The 19,488-nt window shown below is 68.0% G+C and carries 23 protein-coding genes; 8 read left to right on the forward strand and 15 right to left on the reverse strand.

The window, feature by feature from the left end:
* Positions 1 to 40: 40 nt before the first annotated feature.
* From AZH51_RS00265 to AZH51_RS00275, 3 genes are read right to left on the reverse strand one after another with little or no spacing between them, the layout of a single operon-like run.
* Positions 41 to 544 (reverse strand): MarR family winged helix-turn-helix transcriptional regulator, encoded by a 504-nt coding sequence (locus AZH51_RS00265; RefSeq protein WP_291520223.1) that lies wholly within the window; start codon positions 542 to 544, stop codon positions 41 to 43.
* Positions 541 to 1,053, reverse strand: a complete 513-nt coding sequence (locus AZH51_RS00270; protein ID WP_291520224.1) for a GNAT family N-acetyltransferase — start codon at positions 1,051 to 1,053, stop codon at positions 541 to 543. Before AZH51_RS00270 ends, AZH51_RS00265 begins: the two co-directional genes overlap by 4 nt.
* The gene (locus AZH51_RS00275; protein WP_291520225.1) at positions 1,046 to 1,354 is read right to left on the reverse strand and encodes a thiamine-binding protein; all 309 of its coding nucleotides are present in this window, start codon (positions 1,352 to 1,354) and stop codon (positions 1,046 to 1,048) included. Before AZH51_RS00275 ends, AZH51_RS00270 begins: the two co-directional genes overlap by 8 nt.
* Between AZH51_RS00275 and AZH51_RS00280 the strand changes: the two genes are divergently transcribed.
* Positions 1,353 to 2,150: a tetratricopeptide repeat protein gene (locus AZH51_RS00280; protein WP_291520226.1), complete on the forward strand. Its 798-nt coding sequence runs from the start codon at positions 1,353 to 1,355 to the stop codon at positions 2,148 to 2,150. The genes AZH51_RS00275 and AZH51_RS00280 overlap by 2 nt on opposite strands.
* A gap of 71 nt (positions 2,151 to 2,221) precedes the next feature.
* Here the strand turns inward: AZH51_RS00280 and AZH51_RS00285 are convergent, their stop codons facing one another.
* The 3 genes from AZH51_RS00285 to AZH51_RS00295 all read right to left on the reverse strand — a co-directional run bounded on the left by AZH51_RS00285 (position 2,222) and on the right by AZH51_RS00295 (position 6,047).
* Positions 2,222 to 3,724, reverse strand: coding sequence for an HNH endonuclease signature motif containing protein (locus AZH51_RS00285; RefSeq protein ID WP_291520227.1), 1,503 nt, complete (start codon positions 3,722 to 3,724; stop codon positions 2,222 to 2,224).
* Between the two features lie 114 nt (positions 3,725 to 3,838).
* A complete protein-coding gene (gene meaB, locus AZH51_RS00290) occupies positions 3,839 to 4,801 on the reverse strand; it encodes a methylmalonyl Co-A mutase-associated GTPase MeaB (protein WP_291520228.1) in 963 nt (320 codons plus the stop codon).
* A gap of 31 nt (positions 4,802 to 4,832) precedes the next feature.
* Entirely contained in the window at positions 4,833 to 6,047 is a 1,215-nt protein-coding gene (locus AZH51_RS00295) for an acetyl-CoA C-acetyltransferase (protein WP_291520229.1), read from the reverse strand.
* Between the two features lie 23 nt (positions 6,048 to 6,070).
* On the opposite strand from AZH51_RS00295, the gene mce reads away from it, so the two are divergent.
* Complete coding sequence (gene mce / locus AZH51_RS00300; RefSeq protein WP_291520230.1) at positions 6,071 to 6,493, forward strand: methylmalonyl-CoA epimerase; 423 nt, start codon at positions 6,071 to 6,073, stop codon at positions 6,491 to 6,493.
* Positions 6,494 to 6,506: 13 nt separating this feature from the next.
* On the opposite strand, the gene AZH51_RS00305 is transcribed toward mce, so the two are convergent.
* The gene (locus AZH51_RS00305) at positions 6,507 to 6,803 is read right to left on the reverse strand and encodes a hypothetical protein (protein ID WP_291520231.1); all 297 of its coding nucleotides are present in this window, start codon (positions 6,801 to 6,803) and stop codon (positions 6,507 to 6,509) included.
* Positions 6,804 to 6,810: 7 nt separating this feature from the next.
* The gene (locus tag AZH51_RS00310; RefSeq protein WP_291520232.1) at positions 6,811 to 8,463 is read right to left on the reverse strand and encodes a 3-hydroxybutyryl-CoA dehydrogenase; all 1,653 of its coding nucleotides are present in this window, start codon (positions 8,461 to 8,463) and stop codon (positions 6,811 to 6,813) included.
* Between the two features lie 59 nt (positions 8,464 to 8,522).
* On the opposite strand from AZH51_RS00310, the gene nucS reads away from it, so the two are divergent.
* On the forward strand, positions 8,523 to 9,218 hold the full coding sequence (nucS, locus tag AZH51_RS00315) for an endonuclease NucS (protein WP_291520233.1): 696 nt from the start codon (positions 8,523 to 8,525) through the stop codon (positions 9,216 to 9,218).
* On the opposite strand, the gene AZH51_RS00320 is transcribed toward nucS, so the two are convergent.
* Both AZH51_RS00320 and AZH51_RS00325 read right to left on the reverse strand, forming a co-directional pair.
* Positions 9,204 to 10,655, reverse strand: a complete 1,452-nt coding sequence (locus tag AZH51_RS00320; protein ID WP_291520234.1) for a GH1 family beta-glucosidase — start codon at positions 10,653 to 10,655, stop codon at positions 9,204 to 9,206. The genes nucS and AZH51_RS00320 overlap by 15 nt on opposite strands.
* Positions 10,656 to 10,676: 21 nt before the next feature.
* Complete coding sequence (locus AZH51_RS00325) at positions 10,677 to 11,030, reverse strand: STAS domain-containing protein (protein WP_291520235.1); 354 nt, start codon at positions 11,028 to 11,030, stop codon at positions 10,677 to 10,679.
* A gap of 216 nt (positions 11,031 to 11,246) precedes the next feature.
* On the opposite strand from AZH51_RS00325, the gene AZH51_RS00330 reads away from it, so the two are divergent.
* On the forward strand, positions 11,247 to 11,852 hold the full coding sequence (locus AZH51_RS00330; protein ID WP_291520236.1) for a cob(I)yrinic acid a,c-diamide adenosyltransferase: 606 nt from the start codon (positions 11,247 to 11,249) through the stop codon (positions 11,850 to 11,852).
* Positions 11,853 to 11,858: 6 nt separating this feature from the next.
* On the opposite strand, the gene AZH51_RS00335 is transcribed toward AZH51_RS00330, so the two are convergent.
* Positions 11,859 to 12,290 (reverse strand): DUF2550 family protein, encoded by a 432-nt coding sequence (locus tag AZH51_RS00335; RefSeq protein ID WP_291520237.1) that lies wholly within the window; start codon positions 12,288 to 12,290, stop codon positions 11,859 to 11,861.
* 9 nt (positions 12,291 to 12,299) lie between these two features.
* Positions 12,300 to 12,584 (reverse strand): F0F1 ATP synthase subunit epsilon, encoded by a 285-nt coding sequence (locus tag AZH51_RS00340; protein ID WP_291521277.1) that lies wholly within the window; start codon positions 12,582 to 12,584, stop codon positions 12,300 to 12,302.
* A gap of 94 nt (positions 12,585 to 12,678) precedes the next feature.
* Here AZH51_RS00340 and AZH51_RS00345 point away from each other — a divergent pair, with 94 nt between their 5' ends.
* The 4 genes from AZH51_RS00345 (at position 12,679) to AZH51_RS00360 (ending at position 16,318) form a co-directional block, all read left to right on the forward strand.
* A complete protein-coding gene (locus tag AZH51_RS00345; protein ID WP_291520238.1) occupies positions 12,679 to 13,464 on the forward strand; it encodes a TerC family protein in 786 nt (261 codons plus the stop codon).
* Positions 13,465 to 13,482: 18 nt separating this feature from the next.
* Complete coding sequence (locus tag AZH51_RS00350) at positions 13,483 to 14,781, forward strand: Mur ligase family protein (protein ID WP_291520239.1); 1,299 nt, start codon at positions 13,483 to 13,485, stop codon at positions 14,779 to 14,781.
* Positions 14,778 to 15,491: a glutamine amidotransferase gene (locus tag AZH51_RS00355; protein ID WP_291520240.1), complete on the forward strand. Its 714-nt coding sequence runs from the start codon at positions 14,778 to 14,780 to the stop codon at positions 15,489 to 15,491. Before AZH51_RS00350 ends, AZH51_RS00355 begins: the two co-directional genes overlap by 4 nt.
* Before the next feature lie 86 nt (positions 15,492 to 15,577).
* Entirely contained in the window at positions 15,578 to 16,318 is a 741-nt protein-coding gene (locus AZH51_RS00360) for a hypothetical protein (protein ID WP_291520241.1), read from the forward strand.
* Positions 16,319 to 16,327: 9 nt separating this feature from the next.
* Here the strand turns inward: AZH51_RS00360 and AZH51_RS00365 are convergent, their stop codons facing one another.
* The 3 genes from AZH51_RS00365 to AZH51_RS00375 form a co-directional block, all read right to left on the reverse strand.
* The gene (locus AZH51_RS00365; RefSeq protein WP_291520242.1) at positions 16,328 to 16,966 is read right to left on the reverse strand and encodes a hypothetical protein; all 639 of its coding nucleotides are present in this window, start codon (positions 16,964 to 16,966) and stop codon (positions 16,328 to 16,330) included.
* 83 nt (positions 16,967 to 17,049) lie between these two features.
* Positions 17,050 to 18,522: a F0F1 ATP synthase subunit beta gene (atpD, locus tag AZH51_RS00370; protein WP_291520243.1), complete on the reverse strand. Its 1,473-nt coding sequence runs from the start codon at positions 18,520 to 18,522 to the stop codon at positions 17,050 to 17,052.
* Positions 18,523 to 18,564: 42 nt separating this feature from the next.
* On the reverse strand, positions 18,565 to 19,482 hold the full coding sequence (locus AZH51_RS00375; protein ID WP_291520244.1) for a F0F1 ATP synthase subunit gamma: 918 nt from the start codon (positions 19,480 to 19,482) through the stop codon (positions 18,565 to 18,567).
* Positions 19,483 to 19,488 lie beyond the last annotated feature (6 nt).

The following is a 19,488-nucleotide window of genomic DNA, read 5'->3' on the forward strand; positions in this document are numbered from 1 at the left end:
ACGCCAATTTACTAGGACGTCCTAGTAACTTACCCCTTCGTCAGAAGTCTCCGGAGCGTTTGCGAATGCCGCGCAGCAAGCGCCACAACTGCGCACGCTCCCGCTCCGAGACGCCTGCGAGCCCGAAATCAACCGCGTGCAGGGCTGTGGTCGCCTCTTCCATTCGTCGGGTGCCATCGGGCGTGATCCGGGCCAGCGTGCCGCGACCGTCGTTCGGATTGGGCACCCGCTCGACCAGACCGTCCGCGGCCAGCCGCTGGATGATGTTGGTGGCGCTGGTGGGATGGATCATCAGCCGCTCCCCCACCTTGCTCATCGGGAGTTCACCCGTGTGCGAGAACGCGAGCAGCACCAGCGCCTCGTACCGGGCGAACGTCAGCCCGGACGGCGCGACCGCCGCGTCCAGGTCGGCGAGGAGCCGCTGCTGGACCCTCATGATCGAGGTGGCGGTGGCCATCGCGTCGTACGGCGCGTCCGGCCCCCAGCGCACCTGCCAGAGATCACGGGCGCGGGCGATCGGGTCGAAGGGCAGCTTGCCGCTCATCCGCGAACCATCCGCGATTCGTCACAGGCCCACTCCTCGTCGTACTGACCCACACCATCCAGCGCGAAGCCGTGCTTGCGGTAGAAAGCGATGGCGCGCGCATTCTGGGATGCCACCCACAAGTACGCCGGCCGGTCACCAACCAGGGCAGCCAACAGTTGGGCGGCCGCGCCGGTGCCATGGAACTCGGGGAGCACATTCAGCGACCACAGCTCTGTCGCGCGCGGCGCGTCGTCGTCCCGCGGTTGGCCCGCGGTGCCGAAGCCAGCGATCCGGCCGGTCAGCGGGTCGACGGCACACCGGGTGACCGCCTGGCCTACCGCCTCCTGAGTGGCTTGGCCCGGGATGATCTGCTTTCGCCAACGCGTGATCCGTTGCTCGGGCTGCAGCGCGTCCAGCTTGGCCTGGTCCATCATCCCGGCATAGGTCTGCTGCCAGATGCGCACGTGCGCTGTACCTACCTCCTCAGCATCCGCATCGACGACCGGACGCAGCACAAATTCAGCCATCGCTGAGGCGTTCCTCGACGCGCTCGACCTTCGCGCTCAACTGGTCGGTGAAGCCGGGGCGGATATCGGCCTTGATGACCAGGGAGACCCTCGACGAGTACTTCTGCACCGCCTCCGTCGCTGCCTTGATCACGCCCATGCACTCGTCCCAGTCGCCTTCGAGCGTCGTGAACATCGCGGTGGTTTCGTTCGGCAACCCCGACTCACGCACCACGCGGATGGCCTCGGCAACCGCTTCACTGAACGAACCGTCCGGGTCGTCGGTGCTGGCAGGGGCTACGGAGAACGCGAAGAGAGCCATGCGGCAAGGCTATTGCTTACGCACTGCGACGATCGCAGTGAGACCAAGCGCGGCAAGCCAATTTCCGCCCTATCCTCCTGCTGTGCAGCCCGAACTTCGCGACCTGTGGGACTTCAACGATCCCCAGGAGAGCGAGCGGCGTTTCCGCGCAGCGGCCAGCGATGCCGCGCAGCCAGAGCTAGCCCTCACCCAGGTTGCCCGTGCCGTTGGCCTGCAGCGCCGCTTCGACGAGGCGGCGGACCTGCTGGCGCACCTCGACCGGTCAGACCCCGAGGTCGATGTGCGAGTCGCCCTGGAGAATGGCCGGATCGCCCGCGACACCGACCGGATCGAAGCCGCACACCAGTATTTCGAGACAGCCGCCGGTAAGGCGGAGCACGCAGGACTGCACGAGCCGCTGATCGATGCCTTGCACATGCTGGCGCTCGTCAGCGATCAGCCCGAGCGCGACGAAATTCATCACCGAGCGCTCGCAGCAGCCCGCAGCGCGAGCGATCCAGCTGCTCGCCGCTGGGAAGCCTCGCTGCTCAACAACATCGGCATGGATCACGCCGACGCAGGCGACTTCGCGGCGGCCCTTCCGCAGTTCGAAGCGGCGCTCGCCGCTCGTCGCGCCCTCGATCCCGACCCGGAACGCCTCATGGTCGCCCGCTGGATGGTGGCCTGGGCGCTGCGAAACCTCGGTCGCAAGGACGAAGCGCTCGACATCCAGCGCCAACTCAAGGCTGAACTGACGGAACGCGACCAGCACGATCCGTACGTCGATGAGGAACTCGCGCTCCTCGAAGCGGACTGACGTCGGCCAGTCCCGTACGCACCGACGACCCGCGGATCGAGCTAGGGGTCAACGGTCTGCGAGGTTGGCGGTCACGCGCGCCAGCGCTGATTACGTTGCCACTGCAGACCGTTCGCTGAAATGCCGCCGGCACCGGCTGCGCCCACGAGCACGCTGGGGTCACCGTCATCCTCCGGGTCGGGCCCGGTCAGCAGGTCCGAGTCGTAGATCTGCAGCGGCCGCAGCGGTGGGATCAGGAACTCCAAGTAACCGCCGCGCTCCCTGACCGGGATCTGCCGTTTGTGCACCAACCGATGGTGCTCAGCACACAACAGACACCCGTTATCCAGATCTGTGTTGCCGGGTCGCTCGCCCGGTCGGGTGGGCGTCCACGGATCGCGCCAGTGATGCCCCTCGGTCCACGCCGCCGTGCGATCACACCCGGGAAAGACGCAACCGCGGTCGCGCTGGGCCAACGCCCGCCGCTGGGTCGCGGTGAACAACCGTTTCAACCGGCCGAGATCCAGCGGCAATGAGCCACCGCCCATCACCTGGGGGATGATTCCCGCCGAACACGCCGCTTCCCGCACGAACGCCGCGGATACCCGTGCCCCGGAGGGCAGCGTGCCGGGACCCAGTTGCCCGGTGACGGCGTCGAAGTCCACATTCACCGTGAGCACCGCACTCATCCCGCCGGCGTTGGGCAACTGATCAGCTGGCAGTCGCCCGCAGATGGCGGCGAACGCGCGCCCCTCCCGGTGCCGGCGATCCATCGGCAGGTCCCCATCAGTCCCGGGGGCGTCCTCGGTGACCAGGTCATCGGTGGCGCGGTCTGCCTGTCCGGGCTTGGTACGGCGTGGAGCGGCGCCCGCCTCAACCGCCGCCTTCAGTGCTTCGGCTGCCGCCTCAGGCACCGTGAACCCACCGCGCCAGGTCCCGTCCCGGTTGTCTGCCATCCAGAACGCGCTCTGCGCGCGGGCCCGCTGCTCCCGGGCGGCAAGTTGCTGATCCTCGTGCACGTCTGCGTCGGCACGGGTCTTGAACGCCGCCGCCGAACGCATCGCCGCCCGGGCCAGGTCCTGGATCGACAAGACCTTGGCCTGCGCGATCAGCCAGTCCTCCAGCCCCCGCCGCGCACCAGCATCCATGCCCACGGGCAACCGGGTCAGAGCGGCCGCGATGATCCCGGCTTGCTCCCCACCCAACGCACCTGCGCCGAGCGCGGAATGGGTCACCGGGGCGTTGGTCAACCGGCGCGCCGTACGCACCATGCGAGCCGCGGCCGGGCGGTCACCCCCGAAGTCCCCAGCCAACAAGGCCCCTGTCGACGTGGCGCCCGCCGCCCGGGCCGTGCCCCGTTCATCCAAGGTGCGCGCAAGCACCATGAGCACGGCATCGATCCGGGCCTTTGCCTGTGCGAGCGACCTGCTCGCCGCCCGCACCCCTCCGTCGCCGACGTCGTCGAGGTCCGCGTCCGACAAAGCGGCAAACTCATCCAGCACCGAGTGCAACCGGCCGATGATCACCGAATGCGCGCCCGCGCCGTCGACGGCGCCCACAACCGAAGCACCCGCCTCGTCGGTGGTCGATGACATCAAGCCCTCCCCAGCCTCCTGCCTCCACGCTAGGCGCGGCCACGACATCGGGAGAAGGCGAAAACCGCCAGGTGTGGACAACCCGTCACAGCCTGGCGGGGGCTGTGGAAAAGGTCAGGAGACCGACGCCACCAGCTCGTCGGACGCCGTGTACGGGTCCGTGTCGCCAGAGACCACCGACGAAGCCAGCGAGGAAAGCAGCGCGTGATCCTCCAATGTGCCCATCCGCGAACGCAATTCGCCCAGCGCAAGGGCGAGGATCTCGTCCGAGGCGCGCCGCGTCCGCCGCGCCGACAACTCGCCCGACGAAGACAACCACGACCAGTGCTTGTCCAATGCGTCCAGAACCTCCGGCAACCCGGTGCCCGACGCCGCCACCAACTTCTCCACCGGCGCCCGCCACTCTCCCGCAGAAGGTGCAGCACCCAACGTCAGCATCTGCCGCAACTCGCGCACCGTCGCATCGGCCCCGTCGCGATCGGCCTTGTTGACCACGAAGACGTCCCCGACCTCCAGGATCCCCGCCTTCGCGGCCTGCACCCCATCACCCATGCCGGGAGCAAGCAGAACCACTGTGGTGTCAGCCAATCCGGCGATCTCCACCTCCGACTGACCGACGCCCACCGTCTCGATCAGGATCACGTCACACCCCGCCGCGTCCAGCACCCGCAGGGCCTGGGGAGCCGCCCACGAAAGCCCACCCAGGTGCCCGCGCGTGGCCATAGAGCGGACATAGACACCAGGGTCCAACGCGTGATCCGACAGCCGGATCCGGTCGCCGAGCAAAGCCCCGCCCGAGAACGGCGACGACGGGTCGACCGCCAGCACCCCGACCCGCAGATCACGCGAGCGAAAGGCCGCGACGAGCGCAGAGGTCGTCGTCGACTTCCCGACCCCCGGCGAACCCGTCAGTCCGATCAGACGGGCATGACCGGCGTACGGCGCCAGGGCCTTCATCGCCGGACGCAACTGGGGCGAGGCGTTCTCCACCAGGGTGATCAGCCGGGCGACCGCGCGGTGCGACCCTGAGCGCGCCGCCTCAACCAGTTCGGGTACGTCGGGTGCGGACCTGGTCACGAGCGTCCGTTACGTCGGGAGCCGGCGCCGATCACGACGCCGAAGGCACCCGCACGATGAGTGCGTCGCCCTGTCCACCGCCACCGCACAGCGCGGCGGCACCGACACCACCGCCACGTCGCTGCAACTCCAGCGCCAGGTGCAGCACCAGGCGCGCGCCGGACATCCCGATCGGGTGACCGACGGCGATCGCGCCGCCGTTGACGTTGACGATGTCGGGCGAAACCCCAAGGGACGCAGTGGAAGCCAGCCCCACGAGCGCGAACGCCTCGTTCAGTTCGAACAGCGACACGTCGGAGACCGAGATGCCCTCCTTCGCGCAGGCGGCGCGGATCGCGTTGGCCGGCTGCAGCTGCAGCGAGGAGTCCGGCCCGGCCACGACACCGTGCGCGCCGATCTCGGCCAGCACCGGCAGCCCCAGCGACCGCGCCTTACCCAAGGAGGTCACCACCACCGCTGCCGCGCCGTCGGAGATGGGCGACGCCGTACCCGCCGTGATCGTCCCGTCCTTGGAGAACGCCGGACGCAGCCCGGACAGCGACTCAGTGGTCGTGTCAGCGCGGATCCCCTCATCCGCCGAAAAAACGACCGGTTCGCCGCGACGCTGCGGGATCGACACCGGCACGACCTCGTCGGCGAACAGGCCGTCCTTCCACGCTCGCGCCGCCAACTGGTGCGACCGCGCGCCGAACGCGTCCTGCTCCTCGCGGCTGTAGGAGAACTCCCCCGTGTTCGCCTGCTCGGTCAGCGCCCCCATCGGCTGATCGGTGAACGCGTCCCACAGACCGTCCAGGTCCATGTGGTCCTTCATCGTCACGTCGCCGTACTTGTAGCCCTTACGGCTACCGACCAGCAGATGCGGCGCGTTGGTCATCGACTCCTGGCCGCCGGCGACCACGACGTCGAACTCCCCCGCCCGGATCAACTGGGCGGCCAGCGCGATCGCGTCCAGCCCCGACAGACACACCTTGTTGATGGTCAGCGCGGGCACGGTCATCGGGATCCCGCCCTTGACCGCCGCCTGGCGGGCCGGGATCTGCCCGTCCCCGGCGGGCAGCACCTGGCCCATGATCACGTAATCCACCTGGTCGCCCGTGATCCCCGCCCGCGACAGCGCACCCGCGATGGCGAAACCACCCAGGTCGGTCGCCGAGAATCCGGCGAGGGAGCCGAGCAACTTGCCCATCGGCGTACGGGCTCCCGCAACGAGGACGGGCTGACGATCCGGATCAACAACAGTGGCCATGCTCACAAGTCTAGTGTTGGGGTATGGACCCGCTTTTCGAAGCCGTCGACCACGTCGGTATCGCCGTCCCCGACCTGGACGAGGCGATCACCTTCTACACCGAGACGCTCGGGATGCGCGTGGTGCACGAGGAGACCAATGACGGCCAGGGCGTGCGCGAGGCCATGGTCGAGGTGACCCCCGGCGGCACCCAGTTGCAACTGCTCGCGCCCCTCACGCCGGAGTCCTCCATCGCCAAGTTCCTCGATCGCTCCGGCCCCGGGGTCCAGCAGGTCGCCTACCGGGTCAAGAACGTCGACGACGTCTCGAAAGCGCTGCGGGACAAGGGCTTACGACTGTTGTACGACGAGCCGCGCCCGGGCACGTACGGCTCCCGGATCAACTTCGTGCACCCCAAGGACGCCGGCGGAGTGCTGGTCGAGTTGGTCGAGCCCCCGACCAACTAGCGCCGCCGAAAAGCTAGCGCCAGGATCCACGCGGCGGGCGACGATCGCGCGCCGCCCAGCACGGCGAATGCCAGTGCCGCCGGTCGGTGACGTCGCCCAGCCCCTCCGCGGGCCAGACCACCACGTGCGCCTGCGCCGCCGACACCTGCTGCTGGCACCCCGGGCAGGTGTAGCTCTTGCCCGTCGCGTTGCCCCGCAGGGTGCGCACCGTCCAGACCTGCCCGGCGTACGACGCACTGGAGGTCCCGCCGCCCAGCACCTCGGTCAGGGGCCGGGTGGGCGGCCGCCGGGGCGGCTTCCGCCGGGGCACAGCGGCCTCAGCCCAGGAACTTCCGGCCGCGCACCGCGTGCTCGACCAGCAGCGGCGACGGTTCCGCGCCGCCGATGGTGGAGGCCATCACGGCCAGACCCTCGGTGACCTGCTCGGCACCCAGGCGGTCGATCATCGCGAACGGCCCCTCGGGATATCCGCACCCGGCCGTCATCGCCGTGTCGATGTCCTCGGCGCTGGCGTAGCCGGAGTCCAGCATCGCCACCGCGTCGTTGAGGTGCGGGTAGAGCAGCGCGTCGACCAAGAGACCGGAGCGGGCCCGACCGACCACCGGGACCAGACCGGCGCGCACGGCCGCGACGCGCACGGCCGCGACCTCGCGAGCGCCGCTGTCCAGGCCGGTGCCGATCTCCAGCACCTGACCGCCCTTGGTGGGCTCGTGCAACCGCACTGGTACGACGGCCCGGGCGTGTTCGTCGGGCGTCCCGATCGCCCATTCCGCCAGGCCGTCCGCCGGAGCCAGGATCGCGCTGGGTCCGAGCTTCGCCAGCCCCGCCGAGACGGCCTCCTGGGCCGGGCCCATCTGGTCGCACTCACAGGCACCCGCCGCGCACTCGCCGGTGGCACAACCGGCGTCGGTGCCGACGAAGACGATCTGCGCCTCCGAGAGCCCGGCCGAGGATGCGGCAGCGTGCACGACCTTCAGCCCGCCGGCCTCGAGGGTGTCGCCGAGCTGGGCCAGCGCCTCACCGGTCCCGAGCAGCGCGACGATGTCGACCGCGGGTGCCCGGCCGCTACCGCCCTGCTCGGTGGAGTCGGCGTAATCGTAGAAACCCTGCCCGGTCTTGCGGCCCAGTCGCCCGGCGGTGACCATCTGCTGCAACAACGCCGGCGGCGCGGCCGAGGGATCCTTGGTGGCGTCGTACAACACGTCGCACACTTCCTTGACCACGTCGAGACCGATCAGGTCCGACAGGGTCAGCGGTCCCATCGGGAATCCGGCACCCACCCGCATCGCGTTGTCCAGGTCCTCCCGCGACACCGTGCCGGTCTCGTAGAGGCGGATCGCCCGGGCCAAGTAGGTGATCAGCAGGGCGTTCGCAACGAAGCCGGCACGGTCGCCCACCACCACCGGCTTCTTGCCCAGCCGGGTAGCCAGGTCGCGCACCTCGCGCACCAACTTGCTGTCCGTGAACAGCGTGCTGATGACCTCCACGAGAGCCAGCACCGGCGCAGGGTTGAAGAAGTGCATCCCGATGACCCGCTCGGGGTGTTTGGTCGCAGCCGCGATCGTGGTCAGCGAGAGGCTGGAGGTGTTGGAGGCCAGGATCGTGTCGGGACGCACGATGTCGTCCAGTGAGGTGAACAGATCGGTCTTGAACTCCAGCCGCTCCGGGATCGCTTCGACCACCAGATCCACGTCGGCCAGATCCGTCAAGGATGAGCTCCAGGTGACCCGCCCCAGCAGCGCCGTCTCGTCCGCCTCGGAAAGCCGGCCCCGGGCAACGGCCTTGCCGGTCGACTTGGTGAGGAATCCTTTACCGCGCTCGGCCAGCTCGGGCGTTCCGTCGACTCCGACGACGGTCAACCCGGCCTTCGCGAAGACCTCCACGATGCCGGCACCCATCGTGCCCAGACCGACGACACCGACCGTCCCGATCCGACTCGACCCATTGCGCCGTCCGCTGCTTGCCACCATGGCGAAAGTGTCCCAGAGCCGGGCGCCGGGCCGCCAACCGGCCGGATACGCTGGCGGCCGTGCGGATCGTGATCGCCGAGTGCAGCGTCGACTATCTGGGCCGGTTGACCGCCCATCTGCCACTGGCGACCCGGTTGCTGGTGGTCAAAGCCGACGGTTCGGTGCTGGTGCACAGCGACGGGGGCTCCTACAAACCGCTGAACTGGATGTCCCCGCCGTGCACCCTCACGGAGGTCGCCCCCAGCCAGGAGGAGGCCGAGGAGGGTGTCACGGGTGTCTGGGTCGTCCAGCACGCCAAGAGCGAGGACCAGTTGCGGGTGCGACTGCACCAGGTGCTGCACGACAGTGAGCACTCCTTGGGTGTCGACCCCGGCTTGATCAAGGACGGGGTGGAGGCGCAGTTGCAGGCCCTGCTCGCCGAGCACATCCACACCCTGGGCGAGGGCTACTCCCTGATCCGTCGCGAGTACCTCACCGCCATCGGCCCGGTCGACATCATGTGCCGCGACGCCGACGGTCGCACCGTCGCGGTGGAGATCAAACGTCGCGGCGACATCGACGGGGTCGAGCAGCTGACCCGTTACCTGGAACTGCTCAACCGCGACACCTCGCTCGCCCCGGTCACCGGGATCTTCGCCGCCCAGCAGATCAAACCGCAGGCCCGCACGTTGGCGCAGGACCGTGGGATCCGTTGTGTCACCTTGGATTACGACGCGCTCAAGGGCATCGACGACTCCGAGTCACGCCTGTTCTGAGCGCTGGTCGACGCGCTGCTCGGAGCGAGCAAGATGCGCCGCAATCACCGACGCGTAATAGTGACCGGAGTCCTTGATCGTGCGCTCCAACGTGTCGTAGTCGACCCGGATGATCCCGAACCGCTTGCTGTACCCGTAGGCCCACTCGAAGTTGTCCATCAGCGACCACAGTTGGTAGCCGCGCACGTCGGCCCCCGCCGCGATCGCATCGGCAACGGCTTGCAGGTGAGCAGCGACGTACGCCGCCCGGTCGCCATCCGGGACGCTCCCGTCGGCAGCCACGCGATCGTCGTACGCCGCACCGTTCTCGGTCACCATCAGCGGCACGTCCGGGAAGCGTGCGCTCACCTCCGTGAGCAACTCGGTCAGCCCGGCCGGCTCGACCAGCCAGCCCATCGCGGTGTGCTCGCCGTCGACGTGGAGCACCTCGAAGTCCTGCTCGCCCGGCCACGCCGTGGCGTCGGTGTCCCCGTGCCCGTCGTCCATCGCGCGTGGCGTCGTGCCGTCCCAGTAACGCGCCAATGACGTTGTGTAGTAATTGATTCCGAGTACGTCGATCGGCTGGCGGATCTGCGCCAGGTCACCGTCGCGGACAAAGGACCAGTCAGTGATCGAGGAGGTGTCCGCGATCAGGTCCGCCGGGTACGCGCCCAGCAACTGCGGCCCGAGGAACGCCTCGTTGCCCAGGTTGCGCATCCGCCGCACCACGTCGACGTCCCGCGGATCGTCCGGATCGGCGGGCCGGATCACGTGCAGGTTGTGCGTCACCGAACCCTTGGCCGAAGGCAGCACGGCGCGAATCGCCTGCAGTCCCAGGCCATGGGCCAGATTCAGGTGGTGGACGGCGGCCAGCGCCTGCGCCTGGTCGGTGTGCCCCGGCGCGTGGACTCCTGCCGAATAGCCCAGGTACGCCGCGCACCAGGGTTCGTTGAGCGTCGTCCAGATCGCGATCCGGTCACCGAGCGCTTCGGCCAGCTGCCCGGCGTATTCAGCGAAGCGGTAGGCCGTGTCGCGAGCGGGCCAGCCGCCGGCATCCTGCAACGGCTGCGGCAGGTCCCAGTGGTAGAGCGTGGCGATCGGCGTGATCCCGGCTCCGAGTAGTTCGTCCACCAACCGCGAATAGAAGTCCACCCCAGCGGGATTCACCGCGCCGGACCCGGCCGGTACCACCCGCGGCCAGGCGACGGAGAACCGGTAGGACTGCAACCCAAGGCGTTTCATCAGCGCGACGTCATCCGGCATCCGGTGGTAGTGGTCGTCAGCGACGTCGCCAGTGTCACCGCCGAGCACCTTGCCCGGCGTGTGCGAATAGGTGTCCCAGATCGACGCACCCCGGCCATCCTCGCGAGCCGCACCCTCGATCTGGTAGCTGGCGGTCGCGGCACCGAACAGGAAGCCGTCGGGAAACGTGGGGATGGGCGGTGACGTCGCTGTCATTGCGACATCATGACAGCGGGATTAGGCACTACGGGTGAGTACCCGATCCAACCGTGATCCTCGAAGCAACCGGTCGATCCGCGGCGAAACGGCGGTCAACACCAACCGGCGACCGCACCGTTCGGCGCGGTGATGCGCACCGACGAGCACCCCCAGACCGGTGGCGTCGCCGATGTCCGCCAGGCCCAGATGCAGCAGGAAATCGCCCATGCCGCCATCGATCGATCGAACCAGTGCGGTGCGGATCTCGCCGACGGTGTGCACGTTGAGTGGGCCGCGAATCATCATCTCCACGCCAGGCACGACCTCGTCGACCTGCGCCTGCCACCAGCCGCTGAAACCGGCATCGGCCGCGCGACGGTTCCGAGCGGGCATTTCACACCTCCGGCAAGCACATGTTGGGTGGGGTTCCTATCCACTGCCCGGCGACTGTGTCACCGCAGGGGGTTGGCTGTGGAAGGGTCATGGGCCAAGGAGTCCGGCGGGGTCTGCCAGATACATGACCAGCGGGTCGGGGGTATTCCGGGTCCCAGCATTGAGCCACACCGGGCGGCTGCCGAGGGGTAGGCGCGCCGGTGGCAGGATCAGAGCATGGTCATCCTGAGCCGCATCTACACCCGCACCGGCGACGACGGGCAGACCGCCCTCGGCGATATGAGCCGCACCAGTAAGAACGACCCGCGCCTGCTGGCGTACGCCGACACCGACGAGACCAACAGCGCCCTCGGCGTGGCCCTGGCCGCCGGTGACCTGCCCGAGCAGTTGCGCCCGATCCTGCTGCGCGTGCAGAACGAACTGTTCGACGTGGGAGCCGATCTGTGTACGCCGATCGTGGCCGACCCGAAGTACCCCCCGTTGCGCGTGGAGCAGCCCTGGATCGATGACCTGGAGGCCGATTGCGACCGGTTGGGCGAACAGGTCGAGACGCTGCGGTCGTTCATCCTGCCCGGCGGCAGTCCTGGCTCGGCGTACCTGCATCTGGCCCGCACGATCGCGCGCCGGGCCGAGCGAGCGGCATGGCTGGCGCTGGAGACCTACGGTGACCAGCCCGGTGACCCGGGCGGGGTCAATCCGTTGACCGCCCGCTACCTCAACCGGCTCTCGGACCTGCTGTTCCAGGCCGCGCGGGTGGCCAACCTCGACGCCGGCGGTGACGTGCTGTGGCAGCCGGGTGGTGGCCGCAAAACCCAGCCGTGACGCCGCTCAGGCGACGTTGGCGTTGAGCCCGGGCGGTGCGGACTCGGACCAGGAGCGCAACGCGGTGTAGTCCGATGCGGACAGCACCAGCCGGTAGGTCGCCAACCCAACGGAGCAGTCCACGCCCATCGGCTCGGCCAGCGTGCTGAACCGTTGCCCGGTGACCGCCTCCGGAGCGCCCAGGGTGACATCGCCGCGCCGCCAGCGGTAGCGCGGGCGCAAGCGCAGCGACAGGAACGGGAACCACTGCACCTCATCGGGTGCCACCGCCAGGAAGCCGGTGCGGGCTCGCGTGCTGTTCTTCAGATACACCAGCATCAGCGGGTTTCCCCGGCCGATGATCCGTCGGCGTAACAGGAAGTAGGCGATCGTCGCCAGGACGACCAGAACGACAAGCCCGACCGCGATCTCAGCCGAGATCAGCAGGTCGTGTGTCACGCGCCAGAGCTACGCGGACGGTGCGGCAGCGCGCTGGGTCAACGACTCGGCGTCGACCTCTTCGGCGACCAGGGTCACCACGTTGGAGTCGACCGACAGGAAGCCACCGTCGATGTGGATCGTGGCGCGCTCACCCTCGACGGGGTCGATACGGACCTCACCGTCGACCAACACGGCCAGCAGCGGCGCGTGACCGGACAGGATGCCCACTTCACCTTCGGTGGTGCGGGCCGAAATCTGGGTCGCTTCGCCCTTCCAGACCTCGCGATCCGCGGCGACGACTTCGACCTTCATACTCACGGGGTACTCCTCGCATCGATGTGACTGCCAGTCTACCGGCAGGTCAGAGGCGGAACCGACACGCCTGTACGGACGTTAGGCAGACATCATGGACTTGCTGACAAGCCCAGAAGCATGGCTGGCCTTCGCGACCCTATTCGCCCTCGAGTTGGTGCTCGGCATCGACAACGTCGTCTTCATCTCGATCCTTACTAACCGGCTCCCGGAGAGCCAACGGCAACGTGCCCGCATCGTCGGGTTGTCGCTGGCGATGATCATGCGGATCATCCTGCTGTTCTTCGCGTCCTGGATCGTGGGCCTCACCGATCCGATCTGGTCCCCGGGTGACGGCCGCTTCGAATTCAGTGGCCGGGACCTGATCCTGATCGCCGGTGGTCTCTTCCTGGTCTACAAGGCGGTCAGTGAGATCCACCACAAACTTGAGGGCGAGTTCGACGAGGAGTCTGCCGATTCAGGGGTCACCTCGACCTTCGGCAAGGTCATCATCCAGATCCTGCTGATCGACGCCGTCTTCTCGCTCGACTCGGTCATCACCGCAGTGGGCATGGTCGATGAGCTGGCCATCATGATCGCCGCCGTGATTTTGTCGATCGGTCTGATGATGCTCATCGCCGGACGGATCAGCGACTTCGTCAACGCCCACCCCACGGTCAAGATGCTGGCGCTGGCCTTCCTGGTGCTGATCGGCACCACGCTGATCGCCGAGGGCTTTGACTACCACATCAGCAAGCCGCTGATCTACGGCCCGATCGCGTTCGCCATCGGCGTCGAATCGCTGAACCTCATCTACGCCCGCAACGTCGCCAAGCGCCGCTCGGTGCGGCGGCCGACGCCGGTGCACCTGATCTCCAAATACGAAGAGGACTCTCCGTAACCATTTAGGATTCAAGGCATGCGCCACGCCCTCGCCATCAGCGTCGGCAAGGCGGCCCGTTGGGCCACCATGCGCCGCGGCGGCGGTTCGGCCGCCCCCGGCCTGGTCGCCGAACGCATCGATCCAGGCTTCCTGCGCGCCACCCTTGGTGATCTGCCGTACGGCGTGGTGGTGGTCAGCGGGACCAACGGCAAGACCACGACCACCAAGATCGTCGTCGAACTCCTGCAGAGCCAGGGCCTTCGGGTCTTCACCAACCGCACCGGCAGCAACTTCTCCCGGGGCGTCGTCGCCTCCCTGCTCGGCGAGGTCGACCTGCGCGGCCGCCTGGCTGCCGACATCGCGGTCCTGGAGTTGGACGAAGCGCATGCGATCTCGTTCATCGCCTCGGTCCCGCCGCGGTACTGCTTACTGCTGAACGTGATGCGCGACCAACTGGACCGGTTCGGCGAGATCGACCACACCGCCCGGCTGCTGCACAAGATCGCGGTCGCGACCCAGGACACAGTGGTGGTCAACGGCGATGACCCGCGCATCGGCGTACCTGCATTCACCGCCGACCTGACCGCCTCGGTCCGCACCTTCGACACCGACCCGGGCCTGCACCGCCTCTTCCCCAGCGACGACGCGCTCTACTCCGACACCGCCGAGGACGTCCCCACGGCACCCACCGGTCCGCCGATCAACGCCGACGACACGCGGCTGGTCAGCATCGAGGACCACACGGCCGTCTTCGGATTCGCTGGCCAGGCGCACACCGTGCAGTTGCAGTTGGAGGGCGTGCACAACTACCTCAACGCAGCGGCGGCGATCGCGTTGACCCGGGCCGTCGTCGGCGACCGGCTCGACACCCCCGCCCTGCTGCGTGCGCTGGCCGCCGTCAAACCGGCCTTCGGGCGCGGCGAGACGATCATGGTCGACGGTCAACCGGTCGAACTCGTCCTGGTCAAGAACCCCGCCGGCTTCCGGCTCAGCCTGGCCTCCTTCGACCCGGCAGATGTCGCCACGATGATCGTGATCAACGATGACTACGCCGACGGCCGCGACGTCAGCTGGCTGTGGGACGTGGGGTTCGAGCGGCTCCGCGAGGGCGGGGTGGCCATGGTCAGCGGTCACCGCTGCTGGGACATGGCGCTGCGATTGCATTACGACCAGGTCGGATTCGAGTCCGTCGAGGAAGAACGCGGCCCGGCTCTGGACGCGTTCCTGGCCGCACATCCGCAGGGCCGCAAGCGGATCTTCGTGACCTACACGGCGATGCTGCAGATCCGGGATCTGCTGGGTGAGCGGGCGTACGTGGAGGCGCGAGTGTCATGACGTTGCGGATCCTGCAGCTCTATCCCCGAGCCATGAACATCTACGGCGACTGGGGCAACACCCTGGTGCTCGCCCGCCGCGCGGAGGAGCATGGCCTGGCGGTCGAGTTGCTCAGCTACAACGAGGGCGATCCCTTCCCCACCGACGTCGACCTGATCGTCGGCGGTGGCGGGCAGGACAGCGGGCAGGACGTCATCCAGGACGACCTGCTGGGCATCGGGGGTCAGTTGCGCGACCTGGCCGCGGACGGCGTACCCATGCTGGTCATCTGCGGCCTGTACCAACTCTTCGGTCACTTCTTCCGCACCCAGGACGGGCACACGATCAAGGGCATCGGCGTCCTGGACCTGGAAACGCACGCCGGTGAGACCCGGCTGATCGGCAACGTGGTGACCCGCTCGGAGCAGTTCGGCGACATCATCGGTTACGAAAACCATTCGGGCCAAACGTTTCTCGGTCCCGAGGTGCAACCTCTTGGCACCGTCGTCGCCGGTGCGGGCAACAACGAGAAGGACCAGACCGAGGGCGCGCGCTCCCGCGAGGTGATCGGCTCCTACCTGCACGGTTCACTGCTGCCCAAGAACCCCGCGATCGCCGACCATCTGATCGCCACCGCGGCCACCCGCCGATTCGGCTCCTTCACGCCGCGCCCGCTGGACGACACGCTCGCCGTGCGCGCCCGCGAGATCGCCAGGAGTCTGCCGCGTTAAGTACCGGGCTGTCGCTGCTGGCCTGCGTTATCTGCGCGCTCGCCTACGGTTCGGCGACGGTCCTGCAAGCCCTCGCCGTACGCCGATTGTCCGCCTTGCCGTCGGACGTCACCTGGGTGCAGCGCGCCCGGGCGGGCTGGCTCTACGCAGTGGGTCTGATCGTCGACGGCATCGGTTTCCTCGCCTCGATCGTCGCCCTGCAGCAGTTGCCGCTCTTCCTGGTGCAGGCGTTCGTCGCATCGGCCGTGGCAGTGACAGCTGCTCTGGCGGTTCCTGCCCTGGGAATCCGGCTGTCCCGCAACGAGATTGCCGCTATCGGTGCCATTGCCGTCGGACTCATCCTGCTCGCGGTGAGCGCCGCAGAGGGCGAAGCACGCAAGGTGTCCAGCACGTTCGAGTGGACCCTGCTCGGCTGTGGGATCGCGCTGGGTCTACTGCTGGCGATCGGCCTGCTGGACCGGTCCCACTCCCGCTCCTGCATCGTCCTGGCCACCACCTCCGGTCTGGGCTTCGGTGTCGTAGCGCTGGCTGCCCGGGTGCTGGGAGTGCGTGACCCGTGGTGGAGCACGATCGCTTCGCCGGCGCTGTGGGCGATCCTGGCCGCCGGCGCCGTAGCACTGGTGGCCTACGGTTTCGCCCTCGACCGCGGCCGCGCGACGACCGTTGCCGCGATCTGCTCGGCGGTGGAGACGATCATCCCGGCCGGTGTCGGCCTCCTGGTGCTGGGCGATGAATTCCGTTCCGGCTTCGTGGTGGTCGCGGTGATCGGCTTCGTGATGACGCTGGCCGCCTGCTTCGTCCTGGCCTCCCGCGCCGACGTCCAATAGCGCCCACCGTCAGCCCAGGCGACCCGTCCCGCCGTACTCCTCGACGAGCGACTCCACCATCGGCCGGACGTTGGCCCGCAGCACCGCTTCCGGCACCCGCGGCAGGTTCTCCTCCCAGTCCAGCAGCGGTGATCCCCGCAGTTGCAGCATCCGGGCCGGGCGCCCCATGAGCAGCAGATGCAGGTGGGCTCCGCCATCGCCGTACTTGGCAATCTGGGCGCGCCCCACCGACGGTAGGGCCTCGATCTGCTGACTGATAGCGGCAGTCAGGACGCCGAACTCGGCCGCCCACGCAGGTTGCATGGTGCTGAGGTCCATGTGCTGCAACGGACTGAGCCACACCATGATCGGCAGCCCGCTGCCCTCAAGAGCCAGGGAGAGTTTCCACCGCTCGGAGTACCAGACCAGCCCCGGATCAGAGACGTCCAGGGGCGAAGCACACCAGCAGTCGGCCGGGTCCTCACCGCGGCGTGCCGGCTCTGCCTCGGCCAGCGGCTGCAGCGGTTTGATCCGCAGCGAGTCGGTCTCGAACGGGAAGATGTCCCAGCCGGGCATCTCCTCGATCGCCACCCGCAGTCGTCGCTCGCTGTCCAGGGAAGCCTCGACGCGGGCGTAGAAGTCCTCGGCACTCTCCGGCGTGTCGGTCACGACCGCGAATCTACCGGGCAAGCCAGCGGCTCCCCACCGTGAGGTGAGGAGCCGCCGGGATGAAGCGAGGTGAAGCTGGGATGTCAGCCTTCCTTCTGGATGCGCTCCCAGGCCTTCTCGACGTCGTCGAGGCCACCGCACATGAAGAACGCCTGCTCGGCCACGTGGTCGTACTCGCCGTCGGCGATCTTGGTGAAGGCCTCGATCGTCTCCGACAGCGGAACCGTCGAACCTTCGATGCCGGTGAACTGCTTGGCCACGTAGGTGTTCTGGGACAGGAAGCGCTGGATCCGGCGGGCCCGGTTGACCAGCACCTTGTCCTCTTCGGACAACTCGTCGATACCCAGGATCGCGATGATGTCCTGCAGTTCCTTGTTGCGCTGCAGGATCGACTTGATCCGGACGGCGGTGTTGTAGTGGTCCGCCGAGATGTAGCGCGGGTCCAGGATGCGGCTGGTCGAGGTCAGCGGGTCCACCGCGGGGTAGATACCCATCGAGGCGATGTCACGCGAAAGCTCGGTGGTCGCGTCCAGGTGGGCGAACGTAGTCGCCGGCGCCGGGTCGGTGTAGTCGTCGGCCGGCACGTAGATCGCCTGCATCGAGGTGATCGAGTGACCACGGGTGGAGGTGATGCGCTCCTGCAACACACCCATCTCGTCGGCCAGCGTCGGCTGGTAACCCACCGCGGAGGGCATGCGGCCCAGCAGGGTCGACACCTCCGAACCGGCCTGGGTGAAACGGAAGATGTTGTCGATGAACAGCAGCACGTCCTGGTTCTGCACATCGCGGAAGTACTCCGCCATGGTCAGCGCGGACAGGGCCACGCGCAGACGGGTGCCCGGCGGCTCGTCCATCTGGCCGAAGACCAGTGCGGTCTGACCCAGCACGCCCGCCTCGTCCATTTCGACCATCAGGTCGTTGCCCTCACGGGTGCGCTCACCGACACCGGCGAACACCGACACACCACCGTGGTCGCGGGCCACACGGGCGATCATTTCCTGGATCAGCACCGTCTTGCCCACACCGGCACCACCGAAGAGGCCGATCTTGCCACCCTGCACGTACGGGGTCAGCAGGTCGATGACCTTGATACCCGTCTCGAACATCTGGGTCTTGGACTCCAGCGTGTCGAAGGCGGGCGACTTGCGGTGGATACCCCAGCGCTCCTTGACCTCCAGGGTCTCCCCCGGCTCCAGGTTCAGGCAGTCACCGGTGGTGTTGAAGACCCTGCCGAGGGTGACGTCGCCGACCGGGACGGTGATCGGGCCACCGGTGTCCTGGACGGCCTGACCGCGGACGATGCCGTCGGTCGGCTGCAGGGACACGGCGCGCACCATGTTGTCGCCGATGTGCTGGCTGACCTCGAGGTTGACGTGCTTGGTGTCCTCGCCCTCGCCCTGACCGGCCAGGTCGACCTCGAGGGTCAGCAGGTTGTAGATCTCCGGGATCTGGTCCGCCGGGAACTCCACGTCCACGACCGGGCCGATGACGCGGGCGATCCGGCCCACGCCGCCAGCGGTCGGAGCGGTCTGCTCCGTGCTCTCAATGGTGGTCATCTGTTGCGATTCCTTCGTTGTTTCGTGCTGCGTGTCGTGGGCTCAGCTGGCATCCGCGAGGGCGCTGGCGCCGCCAACGATCTCGCTGATCTCCTGGGTGATCTCCGCCTGGCGCGCCTGGTTGGCGAGGCGCGTGTAGGTCTTGATCAGATCCTCGGCGTTGTCGGTCGCCGACTTCATCGCGCGCTGGCGGGCCGCCAGCTCGGAGGCCGCCGACTGCAGCAACGCGTTGTAGATACGGGCCGTGACGTACCGCGGCAGCAGCGCGTCCAGGACCTCTCCGGTGCTCGGCTCGAAGTCGTAGAGCGGCAGCGGTCCGTCCGGGACGTGGTGCTGCTCGTCCTCCCCCAGGTCGTCGGCGTCCACGACCTCCAGAGGCAGCAGGCGCACGACCTGCGGCTCCTGGTTGACCATGTTGACGAACCGGGTGTAGACGATGTGCACCTCATCGACGCCACCGTCGTCCGAGCCCTTCACGAACTGGTCGGTCAGGACCTCGCCGATCTCGCGAGCGACCTCGAACGGCGGCGAGTCGGTGAATCCCGTCCATTCCTGGACGTATTCACGACGACGGAACCGGTAGTAGCTGACGCCCTTGCGACCGACCAGGTAGGGCAGCACTTCCTTGCCCTCGTTGGTCAGTCGCTCGATCAGCTCGGCGCTCTTCTTCACCGCGTTGACCGAGTAGGCACCAGCCAACCCGCGGTCGCTGGTGACGATCAGCACCGCCGCGCGCTTGGGGTTCTCGCGTTCGGTGGTCAGCGGGTGGACCTCGTTGGAGTGCGTGGCCACCGCCGAGCAGGCCCGGGTCAGAGCCAGCGCGTACGGCGTGGACTCGGTGACCCGCTGCCGTGCCTTGACGACCCGGCTGGCAGCGATCAACTCCATGGCGCGGGTGATCTTCTTGGTCGCCTGCACCGAGCGGATCCGCTGACGGTAGACCCGTTGCTGTCCGGCCATCAGAGA

Origin of the sequence: Branchiibius sp. NY16-3462-2, assembly GCF_001594145.1 — a bacterium.
Lineage (GTDB): Bacteria > Actinomycetota > Actinomycetes > Actinomycetales > Dermatophilaceae > Branchiibius.

Bases quoted from the DNA above. Each gene is read 5' to 3' on its own strand.
- atpD (WP_291520243.1), bottom strand. From the start codon at position 18,522: ATGACCACCATTGAGAGCACGGAGCAGACCGCTCCGACCGCTGGCGGC.
- AZH51_RS00275 (WP_291520225.1), bottom strand. From the start codon at position 1,354: ATGGCTCTCTTCGCGTTCTCCGTAGCCCCTGCCAGCACCGACGACCCG.
- AZH51_RS00355 (WP_291520240.1), top strand. From the start codon at position 14,778: ATGACGTTGCGGATCCTGCAGCTCTATCCCCGAGCCATGAACATCTAC.
- AZH51_RS00285 (WP_291520227.1), bottom strand. From the start codon at position 3,724: ATGTCATCGACCACCGACGAGGCGGGTGCTTCGGTTGTGGGCGCCGTC.
- AZH51_RS00325 (WP_291520235.1), bottom strand. From the start codon at position 11,030: ATGCCCGCTCGGAACCGTCGCGCGGCCGATGCCGGTTTCAGCGGCTGG.
- AZH51_RS00280 (WP_291520226.1), top strand. From the start codon at position 1,353: ATGCGGCAAGGCTATTGCTTACGCACTGCGACGATCGCAGTGAGACCA.
- AZH51_RS00350 (WP_291520239.1), top strand. From the start codon at position 13,483: ATGCGCCACGCCCTCGCCATCAGCGTCGGCAAGGCGGCCCGTTGGGCC.
- AZH51_RS00270 (WP_291520224.1), bottom strand. From the start codon at position 1,053: ATGGCTGAATTTGTGCTGCGTCCGGTCGTCGATGCGGATGCTGAGGAG.
- AZH51_RS00320 (WP_291520234.1), bottom strand. From the start codon at position 10,655: ATGACAGCGACGTCACCGCCCATCCCCACGTTTCCCGACGGCTTCCTG.
- mce (WP_291520230.1), top strand. From the start codon at position 6,071: ATGGACCCGCTTTTCGAAGCCGTCGACCACGTCGGTATCGCCGTCCCC.
- AZH51_RS00265 (WP_291520223.1), bottom strand. From the start codon at position 544: ATGAGCGGCAAGCTGCCCTTCGACCCGATCGCCCGCGCCCGTGATCTC.
- AZH51_RS00375 (WP_291520244.1), bottom strand. From the start codon at position 19,482: ATGGCCGGACAGCAACGGGTCTACCGTCAGCGGATCCGCTCGGTGCAG.
- AZH51_RS00330 (WP_291520236.1), top strand. From the start codon at position 11,247: ATGGTCATCCTGAGCCGCATCTACACCCGCACCGGCGACGACGGGCAG.
- AZH51_RS00310 (WP_291520232.1), bottom strand. From the start codon at position 8,463: ATGGTGGCAAGCAGCGGACGGCGCAATGGGTCGAGTCGGATCGGGACG.
- AZH51_RS00295 (WP_291520229.1), bottom strand. From the start codon at position 6,047: ATGGCCACTGTTGTTGATCCGGATCGTCAGCCCGTCCTCGTTGCGGGA.
- AZH51_RS00340 (WP_291521277.1), bottom strand. From the start codon at position 12,584: ATGAAGGTCGAAGTCGTCGCCGCGGATCGCGAGGTCTGGAAGGGCGAA.
- AZH51_RS00345 (WP_291520238.1), top strand. From the start codon at position 12,679: ATGGACTTGCTGACAAGCCCAGAAGCATGGCTGGCCTTCGCGACCCTA.